General features: G+C 65.2%; 12 protein-coding genes. 6 read left to right on the forward strand and 6 right to left on the reverse strand.

The annotated features are described in order from the left end of the window. The first annotated feature begins 3 nt into the window (after nucleotides 1-3). Nucleotides 4-438, forward strand: coding sequence for a DUF4760 domain-containing protein (locus Poly30_RS27785; RefSeq protein ID WP_145205752.1), 435 nt, complete (start codon nucleotides 4-6; stop codon nucleotides 436-438). Between the two features lie 30 nt (nucleotides 439-468). Here Poly30_RS27785 and Poly30_RS27790 read toward each other — a convergent pair whose 3' ends face one another. Beyond that, nucleotides 469-1482: a hypothetical protein gene (locus Poly30_RS27790; RefSeq protein ID WP_145205754.1), complete on the reverse strand. Its 1014-nt coding sequence runs from the start codon at nucleotides 1480-1482 to the stop codon at nucleotides 469-471. Between the two features lie 16 nt (nucleotides 1483-1498). Beyond that, nucleotides 1499-3157 carry a GMC oxidoreductase gene (locus Poly30_RS27795; RefSeq protein ID WP_145205756.1) on the reverse strand — a complete coding sequence of 553 codons (1659 nt, stop codon included), beginning with the start codon at nucleotides 3155-3157 and terminating at the stop codon, nucleotides 1499-1501. A gap of 173 nt (nucleotides 3158-3330) precedes the next feature. On the opposite strand from Poly30_RS27795, the gene Poly30_RS27800 reads away from it, so the two are divergent. Next, entirely contained in the window at nucleotides 3331-4557 is a 1227-nt protein-coding gene (locus Poly30_RS27800) for an ATP-binding protein (RefSeq protein WP_145205758.1), read from the forward strand. A 42-nt stretch (nucleotides 4558-4599) separates the two neighbouring features. Here the strand turns inward: Poly30_RS27800 and Poly30_RS27805 are convergent, their stop codons facing one another. Then, complete coding sequence (locus Poly30_RS27805) at nucleotides 4600-5208, reverse strand: RNA polymerase sigma factor (RefSeq protein WP_419190753.1); 609 nt, start codon at nucleotides 5206-5208, stop codon at nucleotides 4600-4602. 229 nt (nucleotides 5209-5437) lie between these two features. Between Poly30_RS27805 and Poly30_RS27810 the strand changes: the two genes are divergently transcribed. Further along, a complete protein-coding gene (locus Poly30_RS27810) occupies nucleotides 5438-8308 on the forward strand; it encodes a serine/threonine-protein kinase (RefSeq protein ID WP_145205764.1) in 2871 nt (956 codons plus the stop codon). A gap of 117 nt (nucleotides 8309-8425) precedes the next feature. Next, entirely contained in the window at nucleotides 8426-10594 is a 2169-nt protein-coding gene (locus tag Poly30_RS27815) for a serine hydrolase (RefSeq protein WP_145205767.1), read from the forward strand. A 967-nt stretch (nucleotides 10595-11561) separates the two neighbouring features. Here Poly30_RS27815 and Poly30_RS27825 read toward each other — a convergent pair. Next, nucleotides 11562-11915 carry a CPBP family glutamic-type intramembrane protease gene (locus tag Poly30_RS27825; protein ID WP_419190754.1) on the reverse strand — a complete coding sequence of 118 codons (354 nt, stop codon included), beginning with the start codon at nucleotides 11913-11915 and terminating at the stop codon, nucleotides 11562-11564. Here Poly30_RS27825 and Poly30_RS29020 point away from each other — a divergent pair. Together Poly30_RS29020 and Poly30_RS27830 are read left to right on the forward strand one after the other, a co-directional pair. Next, the gene (locus Poly30_RS29020; RefSeq protein WP_419191415.1) at nucleotides 11897-12046 is read left to right on the forward strand and encodes a hypothetical protein; all 150 of its coding nucleotides are present in this window, start codon (nucleotides 11897-11899) and stop codon (nucleotides 12044-12046) included. The genes Poly30_RS27825 and Poly30_RS29020 overlap by 19 nt on opposite strands. Before the next feature lie 85 nt (nucleotides 12047-12131). Beyond that, entirely contained in the window at nucleotides 12132-12881 is a 750-nt protein-coding gene (locus Poly30_RS27830) for a hypothetical protein (protein ID WP_145205775.1), read from the forward strand. 270 nt (nucleotides 12882-13151) lie between these two features. Here Poly30_RS27830 and Poly30_RS27835 read toward each other — a convergent pair whose 3' ends face one another. Both Poly30_RS27835 and Poly30_RS27840 read right to left on the reverse strand, forming a co-directional pair. Further along, nucleotides 13152-14201, reverse strand: coding sequence for a hypothetical protein (locus Poly30_RS27835; protein WP_145205778.1), 1050 nt, complete (start codon nucleotides 14199-14201; stop codon nucleotides 13152-13154). Nucleotides 14202-14287: 86 nt separating this feature from the next. Next, nucleotides 14288-15469 (reverse strand): IS256 family transposase, encoded by a 1182-nt coding sequence (locus Poly30_RS27840; RefSeq protein ID WP_145205781.1) that lies wholly within the window; start codon nucleotides 15467-15469, stop codon nucleotides 14288-14290. Between the last annotated feature and the right edge of the window lie 97 nt (nucleotides 15470-15566).

Consider the following 15566-nt stretch of genomic DNA (forward strand, 5'->3'; position numbering starts at 1 on the left):
CCCATGAGCCACCTGCACGATGACGCCGACGGTCCCGGTCCCGAAGATGCCCAGGTTGTCCTGAAGCTGTACGAGCTTCGGCGAGAGGAGGTCATGCGCGCCTCCCGCGACACGCTGATCCGCTGGACCCCCAAGAGCTACGCCGACCTCGCCGCCATCACACAGTTCGACCACGAACACAACGCCGCGTTCCGGCAGGTCTCGAGCTACTTCGAGATGGCCTACGGCCTCGCGCGCCGCGGGGCCGCTCATCCGGAACTCGTGGTGGAATGGTGCGGCGAGGGCATCCTGCTCTTCGCCAAGATCCACCCCTACCTCGCCGAGTTCCGCGAGAAGGCGTCGCCGACGGCGTTCCGCAACGCCGAGTGGGTCACGGAGAACACGGAAGCAGGCGCGGCGCGGCTCAAGATGTTCCTCGATCGCTTCAAGACCAAGTAACCCCGCGGCGACGGCCGAAGGCGCCGCTCCTCAGATGCCCATCAGGATCTTGGCGAGCGGCGAGCGCGAACTCGTCAGCGGGTTCGCTGCGTACCGCCCGAACTTCTCCAGGTGGTAGTCGATGATCATGTCGTCGAGCCCCTCGGTAAGCGGGTAGCCGCGCTCGCCCGCGTGCAGGGCGCGCAGGAGGCGCAGGAACCCCACGGGCTTGGCCGCTTCCATCAGGGCCGTCGCCGACGCGCCCTCGGGGACGTTCTGCATCAACGAGGCCTCGGCCTCGTCGAGGAGCACCTCGTGGCTGCCCAGGCGGAAGCCTCGGCAGGCGCCCGCCTCGACGATCGACTCCAGTCGCAGAGCCCCTTCGGCCTGCAGGCCAAAGTCCGAGATCACGCCCTTCGATCCGACGATGGAAAGGCGTCCGGTCGCGTAGTCACGCGGCTCCATGAACAGGGCTTCCTTGCCGCCGATCACGAGTCGGCGCGACGCGAACTCGCCGCCGTGCTTGCGGCGGCGCCCGCTGCGGACCTGCGTCGATCCCAGGATCGTCTTCGCCAGCGCCACCCCGTGATACGCCCACGCGGACTGATCGAAGAAGACGCTCTTGAGCTCGCCGATGTCGCCCGCCGCGATCGCCGCGCGCACCACGTCGAGCCAGGGCAGCGTCGAGCAGTCTTCGGCCACCGAGACGCTCTGAAAAGCCGAGAGGTGCCGCGCATGGCGCAGGTGCTTGAAGCGCAGGACGGGCGTATCGATGAGGAGCGCCGTGTGCAGTGGCGCCAGCGACGCGAGCCGCTCGAGCACCGATGGGATCGACTCCTTCGACACGCAAACGAACACGAGGCCGATGCCCTCGAGGTCCGAGGCGGTGAGGCTCTTCAGGGCACGCACCGGGTAGGCGCGGCCGTCGAAGGTCTCCTCGCGCTCCTCCCGCCCGACGAGGTGGCGGATCTGGTACAGCTCGGGGGCCCGATGGAACGCGGGCACGGCAGCGTTCTGAACGCGCTTGCCGGCCCCGACGATGAGGACTTCGGTGGGACGGTTCATGGGGCCTTGGTGTGGGTCATACGGACTCGCTGTAGCGCTGACGCAGGGTCCGCGCCAGACGAATCGAAAGGGCGACGATGGTGAAGGTCGGATTGGCACAGCCCGACGTCGGAAAGACGGACGCGCCCGCAAGGTGGACGTTGTCCGCGCCGTGGAGCTTCAGATCAGGGTCGACGACGGACGTCGCTGGATCCGTCCCCATGCGCGTGGTGCCGATGTGATGGGACGCGTCCTGGGTGATGGGCCAGGGCTCGGCCGTCGCCAGATCGGTTTCGAGTCGGCCGACGCCAGCGCGCTCGAACTCCTCGACGAGGACCGCGTGCAGTTCGACGAGCGAGCGCCGGTCGAGCGCGGTCGTGTCATGCAGGACGAGCGGTAGCGGCTTCCCCAAGAGGTCGACCTCATCGCTCAGGGTCACGCGATTCTCGGGCCGCGGCTCCATCTCCATGAAGTTCCGCAGGCGCGCGCGGCGAATGAGGGGACGCTTGCGCGAGACGACGCGCGACCAGAGGTAGCGCGTGACCTTCGGCGCGTCGAAGAGGATGGTGAAGAGGAGCGGCACGAAGCCGAAGAGCGAGCGGCGCTGGTTCTGAAGATCCGAATCGTCGCCGGTCTCCGCGTAGTCGCGCAGCTCGACCACTTCGGTTCGGCTCTTCTTCCGCATCCGATCGACGAAGAACTTCGAGCGCTTCGCGATGAGCACGAGCGCCTCGATCCCTTCGCTATCCGACCACGGAAAGAGCGGTTCCAGTCGGACATAGCTGTTCATGAGCCCGCGCCGCGCGAGTTCGCCCTCCGGAAAGCGCAGGCCGCCGTACCCCGCGAACCCCTCGCTCAGGAATCCGAAGTAGTAGGGGAGTTCCTCGACCGGCCGCGCGAGGTGCAGGATGCCGCGGTAGTTCTTCGGGTGGTTCATCATGTACCGCCCGACCTGGTCGCGTTCGTTGCCGAGGCCATCGGCGCACATGTCCCGGGAGTTCAGGAGCAGCCGCGCGTTCTCGATCCCGCCCGCGGCGACCACGAAGACCCTGGCGCGCAGGGCGATCTGGCGCCCGGAGCGCGTGCGAACGTCGGCGTGGGTGACGGTACGTCCGGAGCCACACAGCTCCGCCACCGACGCGTCGAGCCAGAGGTCGGCGCCGTCCGATTCGTAGACCTGCCGGACCTCCTTGCCGAAGTCCTGGGGATCGTCGGCGGCGAGGAAGATCTTCTCCTCCACCACGCTCCACGCAGGCGAGAGGTCGCCCTTCGCCCGAAGCGCGCCGAACCCCTCGGGCGTGAAGGCCGCGAGGCGCGGGAACCGATAGCGCTCGGCGGCCTCTTCGTAGAGCGGGAGCAGCTCCGCACGTTCCAGCGGCCAGCCCGAATACTCGACGAAGTCACGGGGCTGAAGGTCGGCGGGATCGAGCGGGCTGGAGAGCCCGGACCAGGTGGTCGTCGCGCCCCCAAGGACCCGCTCCCGCGAGTAGTCCTTGACGTGAATGCCGCGACTGTGCGCCTTCTTGAGATCATCACCACGCCGGGTGACGCGCTGGACCCCGCTCTCCAGCACACAAACCGAGAGCCCGGACCCCACGAGTTCAGCGGCCACGGTGCCACCCGCGGCCCCGGATCCGATGATGCAAACGTCATAGGCGGGCGGATCGCCGTCGTGCTGGTCGAGGTCGCGGATCATGGGCGAGGGGTGGAAGGACGGCAGCCAAGAGCCGCGCCCGGAAGCCTACCCGGTTCCCTGGCCCCTTAGCCGGGCCGGTTCGTGTGCTTTCAGGCTTCGACAGCGGAACCGAGTTGATACACTTTGCTGCCCACGTCCTTGAAAATTCGGAGTGCGTATCCCAAAATACTAGAATGATTGCTCGCGAAGCGACCACGAAGATCCGGGCCCTTCTGGGTAGTTTCCCGGCCGTCGCGATGCTCGGCCCGCGCCAGGTGGGCAAGACCACCTTGTCCCTTACGTTCTCTGACTCAGGAGAAGGGGCGCGAAGAACGCTCTATCTGGATCTGGAGGCTTCCAGCGATCGCGCAAAACTGGAGGACCCCGAGGGCTTCCTCACCCTGCATCAGGATCGGCTGGTGATCCTGGACGAGGTCCAGCGGTCACCGGGCCTGTTCCAGGTGCTCCGCGGGATCATCGATCAGCGAATACGGAAGGGTCGGCCAACTGGACATTTTCTGCTTCTCGGCTCCGCTTCCATCGATCTGATTCAGCAGGCCAGTGAGACTCTGGCCGGTCGAATCGCCTACACGGAGCTGTCTCCCTTCAGCGCGCTGGAAGTCCTCCACGCGGAGGCTCCGAACCAGCACGTCTCGAAGCTCGACACGCTCTGGGCACGGGGCGGCTTCCCGCGAAGCTACCTGGCCACGAGCGATCAAGAGAGCGTGCTCTGGAGAGCGAACTTCATCACGACGTACCTCGAGCGCGATATCCCCCAGCTCGGTCCACGTATCGCCGCCGAGACCCTTCGTCGATTCTGGACGATGCTCGCCCACCGGCAGGGAGCGAGCTGGAATGCATCGGCCCTTGCCCGAAGTCTGGGCGTGGATGGGAAGACGGTCCAGTCGTACCTCGACCTCTTCGTGGATCTACTGCTCGTTCGGCGTCTGGCACCCGCACACCCCAACGTGGAAAAGCGTCTATCGAAGTCGCCGAAAGTCTTCGTCCGAGATAGCGGACTCGTACACACGCTTCTTCGACTCGATTCCCTGGACGACGTCCTCGGGCATCCGATCGCGGGCGCGAGCTGGGAGGGCTTCGCCATCGAATCGCTCTTGTCCGTGGCACCCGACCGAACGGAACCGAGCCACTACCGGACGCATGCGGGTGCCGAGATGGACCTGGTGCTCGACCTACCTGGCAACAAGCGCTGGGCCTTCGAATTCAAGCGCACGCTCAGCCCTCGACCCACGAAGAGCCTCCATGTCTCGAGAGCTGACCTTCAGACCGATCGAACGCTGGTGATCTACCCGGGCACGGACCGCTTCCCTCTCGGGGAGAACACCGAGGCGATCGGTCTGCAGGAGGCGATGCACGAAATCGTCGCCCACTCTGAATCGCGGGGCGACCGGGGGAGTTGATGCGGGCCTGAGCCCCGGGCTGCGTCGCTGCACATCCGCTTCCTACCCGTCCGTCGCCATGAGGTCCACGAGCTTCGCCAGCGCACGATGGAGCAGCACGCGGACGGCGCCCGGGGTTCGGCCCATCTCCTCGGCGATCTCGGCGCGCGTCAGTCCAAGGAGGTAGGCCTGGACGATCACGTCGCGCTCGTCGCCGCTCAAAAGGTCCAGCGCCGACTCGACCCGCTCGATCTCGTCCCGCACCTCGGCGTGATGGCTCGGCGTCGAGAAGCTGCGGTAGACATCCACCAGGCGTGATTCGCGGACGGCGCGCAGGGCGCTCGCCTCGCCGCCGTCCGCGATCGGGACGCTTCGGAGGAGATCGCGCTTCTCGGCGAGATGGTAGTCGCGGCGATCGACGAGCTTGCGCAGCGCCGTGCGGAACAGCCAGCGGCGGAAGGCTCCCTCGCTCGGATGGCGGAAGCGGTCCGCGTGCTGGAGGACTTCACGGCAGACGGATTGAACGACGTCCGCGCTGGACTCGGTCGAACGGACGATCCGGCCCGCTCGGAGACGAACGAAGGCCTCGAGGGCGGGCAGGTGGCGATCCAGGAGCTGGGCCAGCGCATCGCGGTCGCCCCGGGCCGCAGCCGCGGTGAGAACGCTCGACACGCAGGGATCATGTTCGCCGCCGGGGCCTTCTTGCTGAGGAGGATGGCTATCGGGCATCAGGTTTTGACCGCGGGTCGAGCTGAACGAGCGGGGACTCCAGGACAGCTGTTTCAGTGTACGCTGGAAGTGCCAGACCGGGGGAAGACCCCCCCGTTCACCGTCCAAGCGTGAGCCGCCACGGCCCCGAGGGACCGCTCCGCTCTCCACGCAAGGTCCCTTCACTCCAGCCATGACCCAGAACGAGCGCAGCAGCCTCCTCCGCGATCTCGTCTTCGAGTACCTCGAAGGCTCCGAAGAGCGACCCGCGCACGTGGTTCTGGACGAGCTCTGCGCCCGTCACCCCGACCTGGCCCAGGCGCTGCGTTCGCGGATCGCGCTGCTCCCCTCGAGCCATGACGACGAAGCGCCCACGTACACGACCCCCACGCATCTCGGATCGTTCGAGCTGCGCGGCGAACTCGGTGGAGGAGGAATGGGCGTCGTTCATCGGGCATACGACCAGGTACTCGGCCGCGAGGTCGCCCTCAAGATCATTCGCCCCGGTGAACTGCTCTTCGACGGCGGCCGCGAACGCTTCCGGCGCGAGGTCGAGATCATCGCGCGCCTGGCTCATCCGGGCATCGTGCCGGTGCACTCGACCGGCGAAGACGACGGCGTTCCCTGGTTCGCGATGGAGCTTGTCGAGGGATGTACCCTGGCCGAAGCGATCCGGGACCTGAAAGATCGGCGCGAGCAGGGTCATGCGCCCAGCGGCGTTCAACTGCGTGATGTGGTGGTGGAGCGCGTGGGCTCGGGCGCAGCCGAGACCGGGCCTCACCATGACGGCTCGCCGCTCTTCGACGCGCCGTGGCCGCGCGTTTGCGCTCGCCTCGCGCGCGACGTGGCCGAAGCGCTGGAGCATGCCCATCGGCGCGGCGTTCTCCACCGTGACGTCAAGCCCTCGAACGTGATGGTCACGCCCGACGGGCGCGTGATGCTGCTCGACTTCGGGCTGTCGTCCTCGGCCGGCTCCGAGAGGATCACGCGCTCGGGAGCGGCGCTCGGCTCGCTCGCCTACATGAGCCCGGAACAACTCGACGGTGAGGTCGACCGCATCGGTCCTGCGTCGGACGTGTACTCCCTCGGCGTGACGCTCTACGAGATGCTGACGCTTCGGCTGCCGCACGCGGGCTCGAGTCCGATGGTCCTGCGCGAGTCGGTCGCGGAGGGGCGCTTTCCGTCGCCGCGAACGGTCGATCCGTCCGTCTCCTGGGAGCTCGACACCATCGTTCGCGTGGCCCTCGATCCGGATCCAGCGCGGCGATACGTTTCGGCCGCCGCGATGGCGGCCGATCTGTCGGCGGCGCTCGAAGGCCGTCCGATTGCCGCGCGTAGGCCGGGTGCCTGGCGAAGACTCCGGCTATGGACGGCGCGCCGCCCCGCGGCGGCCGGGCTCATCGCGCTGCTCGCGCTCGTCACGGTGGGTGGGCCGCTGCTCTTTGGCTGGCAGCAAAGAAAAAGCAGGATCCGCGCGGAAAGCCAGGCACGGGTGATCGAGGAGCAACGCGACCTCGCCCGGGCCGAGGGGGAGCGAGCAGAGCGCAACCTGGCGCGGGCCATGGATGCGGTCGACACGATGGTCACGCGCGTGTCGGAGGATGACCTGAGCACGGTCCCAGGGCTCGAACTCGTCCGGCGGGAGATCCTGGAGCGCGCGCTCGCCTTCTTTCGCTCGCTCGCGGGCGACCAGGCCGGAGACCCGCGGCTGCGCAGGGAGCTGGCGCGCGCATGGCGCAGGATCGGTGATATCGAAGGCTGGCTCGACCGGCGCCCCGAGGCCCTCGCGGCCCTCGAGCGAGCTGACGAGATCTCGCGGCAGCTCATCGAGGAGGAGGGGCCGGAACCTGAGCTCGTGAGCGAAGTGGGAGAGATCGGCGCTCTGCGCTCCATGGCGCTTCGACTGCAGGGCAAGGCCGCCGAGGCGCGAGCGGTCACCGAGGACGCGCTCGCGCTCATGGACCGCCTGCCCGAGAAGGACCGGGACGAGCCCGAGGTCGCGGGTGCGCGCGGCGAGCTGCTCCTGCACCTGGCACAGGCCTACCGCGCCGAGGGTCAGCCCGAAAAGACGCGGGAGCTGCTGGACGGCGCACTGGAGCCGCTGCGCGCCGCCCGCATCGGCCGTGAAGATGAGCTTCAGCCAGCGCTCCAGCTCGCACGGGCCCATCAGCTGCTGGGAGTCCTCGCTTCGGAGAGGGCGCCTACCCAGGAGAACATCGCCGAGTGCGCGGCACAGAACCGCCTGGTGCTTGGGGTTCTGCGGCCGCTGGAGGAGCGGTTCGGAAAGAACGTGGCGCTGCGGCGCGACCTTTCGAGGGGTGAGATCAACCTGGGGTCCGCGCTCATGCGGATGGAAGCCGAGGAGGCCATGGAGCAGGTCGAGAACGGAATGAAGCGGGCCGTGGCCCTCGCCGAGGACTTTCCGAGCAGCAGTACCTTCGCCGTGGACGCGGCCACGGCGCAGATGATCGTCGGGGTCACGATCATGGGACAGGGGCGACCGGAGGAAGGGTTGACGCTTCTTCGAAGCGGCGCCGAAAGCCTGGAAGCCGCCCATGAGCTGGAACCGGACGACTTGGACGTGCTCGTCAAGCTCGCGGGAGCGCGACTCCAGGATGCCACGATCTGCCTCCAGGCCCTGGGACGTCCCGCCGAGGCGGTGCCCCTGCTCCTGGAGTCCGCCAGGCTGTACGACGAAGCGCACGCGAGGGTCCCCACCTTCGGTCAGGTCCAGCTCGGTCGCGAGTGGACGCGGGAGTTCCTGAGCTACGCCCATCTGGCACTGAAGGCCCCGGAGGCAGCGGCCGACGCCGCATTCGAACTCGGCGAGCTGGCCAGCTCACCGCCCAGGCAGATGGTGGCGGCGGCCGCCTTGGTCGAGTGCGCCGAGGCGCTGGAGTCCGCGTCCGTGGCCGAGCGAGCGTCCGCCTGCGACGAGCGTGCCGTGGAACTGGTCCAATCTGCTGTGGAGGGCGGCTTCGATACGGCCACGGTCGCCGAAGACCCCTCGCTGCGGGCTCTGGCATCCAGGGAGGCCACGGCGCCGCTCATCGGCAAGCGCTGAGGTCCAGTTCACGGAGAATTCCGGGGAATCCTGTAACGGCCCTCCGGGCGTCCGGATGGGAGGGGTGCATCGCCCCCGCGTCACGTCTTGGGGGCTCTCTCTGACCCATCCGGACCCATGAAGCTACTCCGTTCCCTCTTCCTCGCCCTCGCCGCCTGCATGGCGCTCATCCCCTCCTCGGCGGCCGATCCCCAGACCGACACGGTCACCCCCACCGGCTGGTGGTGGATGACGAACGTCACGGCCCAGACCGTCTCGGACCGCGTCGCCCAGGGCTACCGCATCGTCGATATCGAAATCGAGGACGACTCTCCCTTCCGCCTCAGCGCCGCCTTCGTCCGCAATACTGGCGACTACGCCAAGGGCTGGTGGTGGTACTACGGCCTCACGGAGTCACAGGTCACCAGCAACGTGATCTCGAACCAGGCGCGCCTGATCGACGTGGAGCCCTACGAGACTGTCGCAGGCATCCGCTACGCCGCCGTGATGATCGCGAACACCGGCTCCGACTTTGCGACCTCCCACGGCTGGCAGACGAACCACACCTTCTCCAGCCTTTCCACCTGGCTCCAGCAGAACCCGACCCGGCGGATCCTGGACATCCAGCCCTACCGCAACGGCGGCTCCCTGCGCTACGCGTTCGTCTGGGTCGCGAACAGCGGGAACACCCAGTCCGCCTACTGGATCTACCTGAACACGTCCACGTCCTTCATCAGCAGCCGCCTCGCCTCGAACCAGGCGCGCCTGATCGATCTGGAGCCCCACGATGACACCGGGAACTTCAGCGCAATCATGGTTCCCAGGGATGGGAACGAGTGGACCTGGTTCCACAACATGACCTCCGGTGACATCGGCCGCCTCGCGGACCAGTACGCCACCCGCATCATCGACCTGGAGCGCTATCGCACTTCCTCAGGCGCCATACGCTACGCCATGGTGTGCCGGCGCAACGACAACGATCTTGCGATCGAAGCCGCCTTCGCCATGCGCCAGGGACTGCCACTTGATGCCACGAGCGGCCTGGTCCTCCGTGAGTACCAGGGCACCGACAGCACGCTGGCGGGCGTCTTCGAGGATCGCGTTTTCGAACCGGCGAGCCTGATCAAAACGGTGCACCACTTCACGGCCAACCGGCGGGTCGCGCTCAACCTGGACTCGTTCAACTCACCGATGACGGAGAACCAGGGCCTGAACGGAAGCTGCCCCACCGGCTCGAACCCCACCACGCGCACGCTGGGCGCTGTGCTCCGCAGCATGATGGAGTCGAGCTCGAACACGGCCACGGAGGCCGTCCGGAGCCGCTACGGGACCGCCGTGATCGAGAGCACCGCAGCCAGCTTCGGCGCCACCAACGTGGAGCTCAATCACACGCTGGGCTGCCTCTGTGGGCAGCCTCGCAACGAGATCACCCTGCGTGACCTCGCGGACCTCCACGGCGCAGTGATCGATGGAGCGCTCGGCAGCGTTCGGGACGACTTCTACGACCGGATGAGCAACAGCTCGAACTTCGGCATGGGTTCGTTCAACACCGGAACGATCCTCACCACCGAGCTCAACTCGTCGAGCCTCAACTCCAGCGAGCGCGCCGCGTTCCTCGCGGGAACGGCCTTCGCACACAAGGGAGGATCGTACACCTGCAACTCGTCCTCGGGATCGGAGCAGCACCGTAGCCGCGGCGCCTACGTCCGGCTGCCCGAGCGCAGCGGCTGCCAGACGATCGGGCGCGAGTACTTCATCGGCGCATGGGTGAACGACGCCAACACGGCTGCCTCCGCCAATGACTCCGTCGGCGCTGGCCTGGCCGCGCTGTTCCGCGACCGCGTGCGCGCCGCGATCCAGACCTGGGAGAACGCGAACTGCAACGCCTTCCAGAACTACTGCACGGCCACGATCAACTCGTCCGGCCAGCGCGGCGTGTGCTCGGCCACCGGTTCGCCGTACATCCTGGACAACAACCTTCGCCTCGTGGGTTCCAGCCTTCCGCCCAGCTCGTTCGCGAGCGTGATCTTCGGCACGAGCCGCGTGTTCGTCCCGAACCCGGGCGGAAGCGCCGGCAACCTCTGCGTCGGCGGCACCATCGGGCGCCTCTATTCCTCGATCGGCACGACGTCGGCGAGCGGGGTCATCACCTTCACGGTCGACAACACGGACCTGCAATCCTCCCAGGGGACCCAGATCTCACTGGACCCGGGGGACACGCTGATGTTCCAGTGGTGGAGCCGTGACGCCAGCCCCAGCGGTCCGACCTCGAACTTCACGAACGCGCTGGAAGTGACGTTCATCTGAGAGCCGTCGCGACGGCGGTACCAGAAAAGAGCCTCCCCTCTCGCCCACGTGCAAACGTCGGCGAGGGGGGAGGCTTTGCGGCTTTGAGCCGCGCGTCCAAAAGGGGAGGGCCTTCTTCCAGAAGCCGCGCCGCCCACCCCCGCCGCCACGGCCCCCGCTACGGAAGAGAGCGCCGCGGCCCTGGCGTCCGCCCAGATTATTCCTGCGGCGATTCCTGCGGCGCACCTGCGGCGATGCCCGCAGCGCACCTGCAGCACCCTCAGATTTCGCGGACGATTCTGCGGCTGGACGCCGCAAAGAAGAACGCGATGGCCTGGCTTGTGGAGCAGCAAGACTTGGCATCGCCCGAGAGGGACTCTTCTGGCGCTAACCCTTGAGCGTCTCGGTGAGCGCCACGATCATCCACTCGGGATCCATGAGGCCACACACTTCGCGGGCTGTGCATCGAAAGCTGTACGCAGCCCACGTCCACCGTCGGCATGCCGTGCTGGGCACATCAGCGCGAACGCGCTCCTTCACCGCGCTGGCTCTGGTTCTGATCCAAGGCGGGACGACTTCTTGGATCTGGCTTCCCAATTGGCTCACGCCGAGCCACTGCGACTGACCTCGCTCGCTGGGCCGTTCACGTGCCCGCCGAAACGGAATAGAAGATCCCAGCCCCGGGAGAACAGCCGCAGCTGAGCCGTCCATCGCGAAACAGAAGCTCAGAAACGGATAGGAACTCCAAGCGGGGTGTCGAAGTGACGCGCCGCCCGGCCCGACATCTGGTGCTCCTGCTATCAGAGCTGGGCGACCATCAGCTGGAGTGGTTCACAGGGCGGCAGCGCAGCCTGCGTCGCTGGAGCCTCCCTCCGTCAAGGCGACCGGCGAGTTCGGCTCAGCGAAGAGCCCGATGGCCGCTCGGACGCTCTCGAGTAGTCGAACCTCCCCGAGACTTCTTGAGGCCTTTCCCCCCAAGCACCGATGGTTACGCCGTTGGCGTTGGCGCCGCTCGTCGAAGGTTCCGTCGATGGACGAACCAGAAGGCCAAAGTGAGCGCGCCGAAGATCGACAGATAGCTCGCGGTACCGACCATTTGTGTCAGCTCCAGAGCGTCGTCCTCAACGATCATCTGCAGAAGACCGGTTTCTGGCCTGGCGCCGCCGGACCAGCTGGAGAAGTTCCATGCCGCATGCAGGCCGATGGGGACGGCAAGGCCTCGCGTGGCGATCGCGCTCATGCCCCACAGTAGCCCGCCGGGAATGACGCCGAGCACGATGGTTTGCAGATCCCATCCGTAGGCCAGAGTCGCTGAATGCGCAGATGAAATCCTACATTGCAAACGCTGAAAGATTGGGGTATAAGTTCCATCTTCACATCAACGGTGGCGAGAAGAACGTAGCGGCGCCGCTCTTGAAGCTGATCAAAGACAAGGGCGGCGAGGTCTTCGACACTGGACGCCCATGGCGCTGATAAATCTACGCCCCCCTAGCGTTGTAAACATGACTATAATGATCAACATCTCCCGCTACAGCCACTGCATACCGAGGCCATTGAAGTGAAACCGAAGCGCGGAGATCACAATGAAGCTCTTGAGTCAGTACTAAAGCGGCGGGCTGAAGACCCAACGTTCGGTGGCCAAGTCTCGCCTGAGCATCTCGAATGGATTCGTGCGAATGTTCGCGCATTTAATCTGGCGTGGGCGCCTATTCGAGAGAAGCTGAATTCCCTGGGACTCAGATTTTCCTTCGAGAGCCTAAAAGAGATAGACCCCAAAGCGCTCCGAGATGAGGGCGTGCTACGGTGCCTGGCCGATGGCTGCCTATCAACAGACCGGGCAGGACTGACGAGCGAGATCATAGCTACCCTCCGTCGCGGTGGGCGCTCGCTAAATCTCCAGCGGACCCTTCTCAGAATCTTGCGATGTGGCGTCTATAATGCCAGCTGGGAAAATTCCCACAGAGAGCAGTGCGGACTGAGTGCGGCAAGCAATCTAGAGAGGGCGAAACTCTATCCAGAGATCGCGCGCGAGGTGGCCGAACTGGCGACATCCGTTCCCTTCTGGAGTGTAGGCGGAGTTCTTGCCCGGGCGTTGGCCAAGTGCGACGACGCTGCATTATCATTAGATCAGATCGATGCACTTGCGCAGCACGAGGAGTCGGGACTTGCTGCGGTGGCGTATATAGTAAAGCAGCGCCGACGTGACGCCATTGGCATCCTCACTCGCCTCTCTGAGAACGCTCCGGATAAGTACATAGCGCGAGATGCGAAGAGGGCCCTAAAGAAGCTGGAAGTGCAGCTAGAGTGAGCGCCGGTCCACAAAAAATGGCCGGGGAGGGGGGGCCGCTCGAAGGCCCCCGGTGTCCACTCGCACCGGGCAGGGTCAGGACACTAAAGTGAGCGTGCAGCGTTATTGCTCAAAGGGCGACACCTTATCCCCGGTGATCCGCTACTGCGGGGCGGCGGCGGCGCTAAACGCTCGCGATCGATGGATTGCTCCAGATTCGTACAGTCACCTAGACGAGGTGGGGACAACCGATCGGTCCATCCGAGCTGATATACGTTTTCACGCTCCTCATCAGCCGCTTGATTGACGCTGGAATGGGTACACTTGGGCGAAGCCTGACTGCCGACACTTGCTACCGTCAATCTTGATTGACGGTAGCTGCAATTCATCAGGAACTGCCGGCATGGGTCTACCAGTCATCCTTTTCTGGAGGAGAACCTGCCCGTTCGTGAGCTGCGTTCCTGCCTCAGGCAAGCCGGACCAGAGGTCGACGTACGGTGCCCCCACAACACAGCCTTCGACAGGCCCAGGTGGCAAACCACGCCAGAACCAAGAGTGCGCGGGGCACTTGACCCGGCGAAGCTCGGCATAGAACGCGTTCGTAATACCTGCCCCCTCGACGAGAAAATTGAGCGTCGATTGAAGAAGCGCGGGCAGCTCAAATAATCTCGGCCGAATCTGAAATTCAAGCCGCCCGACGAGATTGCTAGTTCTAAGGAAGTGTTCTGAATGCCAACTCCGCTTCATGGACTCAGTCGGCACGGATGAAAAAAGGTATCCGAACGGCGCCTTTGCTTTCATGATGAGGAACTGAGGCTCTTCGAGCCAGGCTTTGAGAAGCGATTCGAAGTCCTCGCCCTCCAGCCGGCTTTGCATCGGTTCCGTCGGTCCGAACCTCCTCGGAAGTGCTTCAGGCAACAATCGCTGAAGAGCAGACAGGAAAGACCGCATCCCATCGTTCTCGAAACCCTCCACATCCTCAAAGAAGAATGCCAGTGAGCCAAGTGTCTCCTCCACTTCAGGCGCAGCCCCCAAGAGGCTCCCGGATCGATGCGCAGTTCGCCAGGCCCCTGACTGTGGGTCGATGAATACTGCCTTGTGCTGACTCAGGGTGGAGACGATCCAGTCGTCGAGCTCGTCCAGATCGTCATCAGATGGAGAGCCTTCGACGGTCACCGTCCAGAGCACCCGTCGAGATCCGATCACCTCAAGCCACGAATCGGAGATGTCCTCGTCCTCGACGACAAGCGGGCCGTCCACGGTGAAATGCGCGTACCAGAATGCGAGAGGTGGGTCGGGTTCAGCAGGCTTCGCCAAATAGATATCGTAGGTCTGACTCATGGCTTAGCGAACCTAGTAAATCCCCAGATGCTCTAGTTGAACGTGATAGAGCAACTCTTCTTCTGTAATTTCGTCCGCGAGGAAGATCAGGCTTGCTCCATGGTGAGGTATTGACGGCCGGCCTCCCAATCTTCGGAGACCTCCATGGCCAGGGCAGTGACGAGCCGCAACAGCGCGGCTTCGTTCGGGAAGAGGCCAGCGACTCGCGTTCGCCTCTTGATCTCTTTGTTGAGCCTCTCGACCGCGTTCGACGTCCGGAGGCGTCGACGATGGCTGGCGGGAAATTGGAGGACAGCGAGTCCCTCGTATATGTTTTCTTCGATCCACGCGGCGACCCTGGGCTCCGAGTCCTGGTACTTGACAACGACCGTCTTGATGATCTGCTCGGCGTCGGCCATCGTCGGCGCGTTGAAGATGGAGCGGAGGTCCTCCGCCACGTCCTTCTTCATGACGATCTTGGAGACGTAGGACTGCGCGTTGCGCTGCATGTGGCACTGGCATCGTTGCCAGGCAACGCCAGGGAAGACGGATGCGAGAGCGGCCTTGATGCCGGGGTGGTCGTCACTGGTGAAGAGGCGCACACCATGCAGTCCACGGAGGACGAGCGACTGCAGGAACTCCCGCCAGTGGACCTCAGCTTCGGAGGTGGCAACGCTGACGCCGACGATCGATCGCTTCCCGTCCTCTCGTACCGCCATGGCGACGAGAACAGCCGCCGTGACCACGGAGCCGCCGATCCTCACCTTCTCGTAGCGTGCATCGAGCACGAGGTAGGGACAGGCGCCGATGGGGCGACTCCTCCACGAGGAGATCTCTTCGTCGAGGAGCTGAGTCGCGCGTGAGACTTGAGAAGATGTGATCTTGAGCCCGCAGAGCTCCTCAGTGACCCTCTGAACGCGGCGTGTCGAGACGCCGTTGATGTACATTTCTGCGATCGCGAGCTTGAGAGCCCTCTCGCCACGTTCTCCTCGCTCGAGGGCGTTCGGATAGAAGCGCTCTCCGCCCTCGGCGGCTTCCCGAACCTGCGGGATGCGCAGCTCGAGCTCGCCGACACGAGACGCGACGCGCTTGGGCTTGAACCCGTTCGCGTACCCGCGCCTGGACTCTGCGCGTTCGTACGGCGCGGCGTTCAGGTAGTCGGAACGTTCGATCAGCATGGCTTCGTTGAGCAGGATCTGGATCGCCTCAGCGAGACGGTCGAAACCGTGCTCAGTCAGAAGTTCCAGGACGAGGGAGATCTTGTTAGCGTCGGCTTCGTGGTGAGGCATCGTTGGTCGAGTGGGGTTGTGGTTAACACCACGAAAGCCAACGATGGCCTCCCACGCAACCGGCACGTGACGAATCGGCCCCTCAGGGGTGAGGGCC

Origin of the sequence: Saltatorellus ferox, from assembly GCA_007751475.1 — a bacterium.
In the GTDB taxonomy this organism is placed as follows: domain Bacteria; phylum Planctomycetota; class UBA1135; order UBA1135.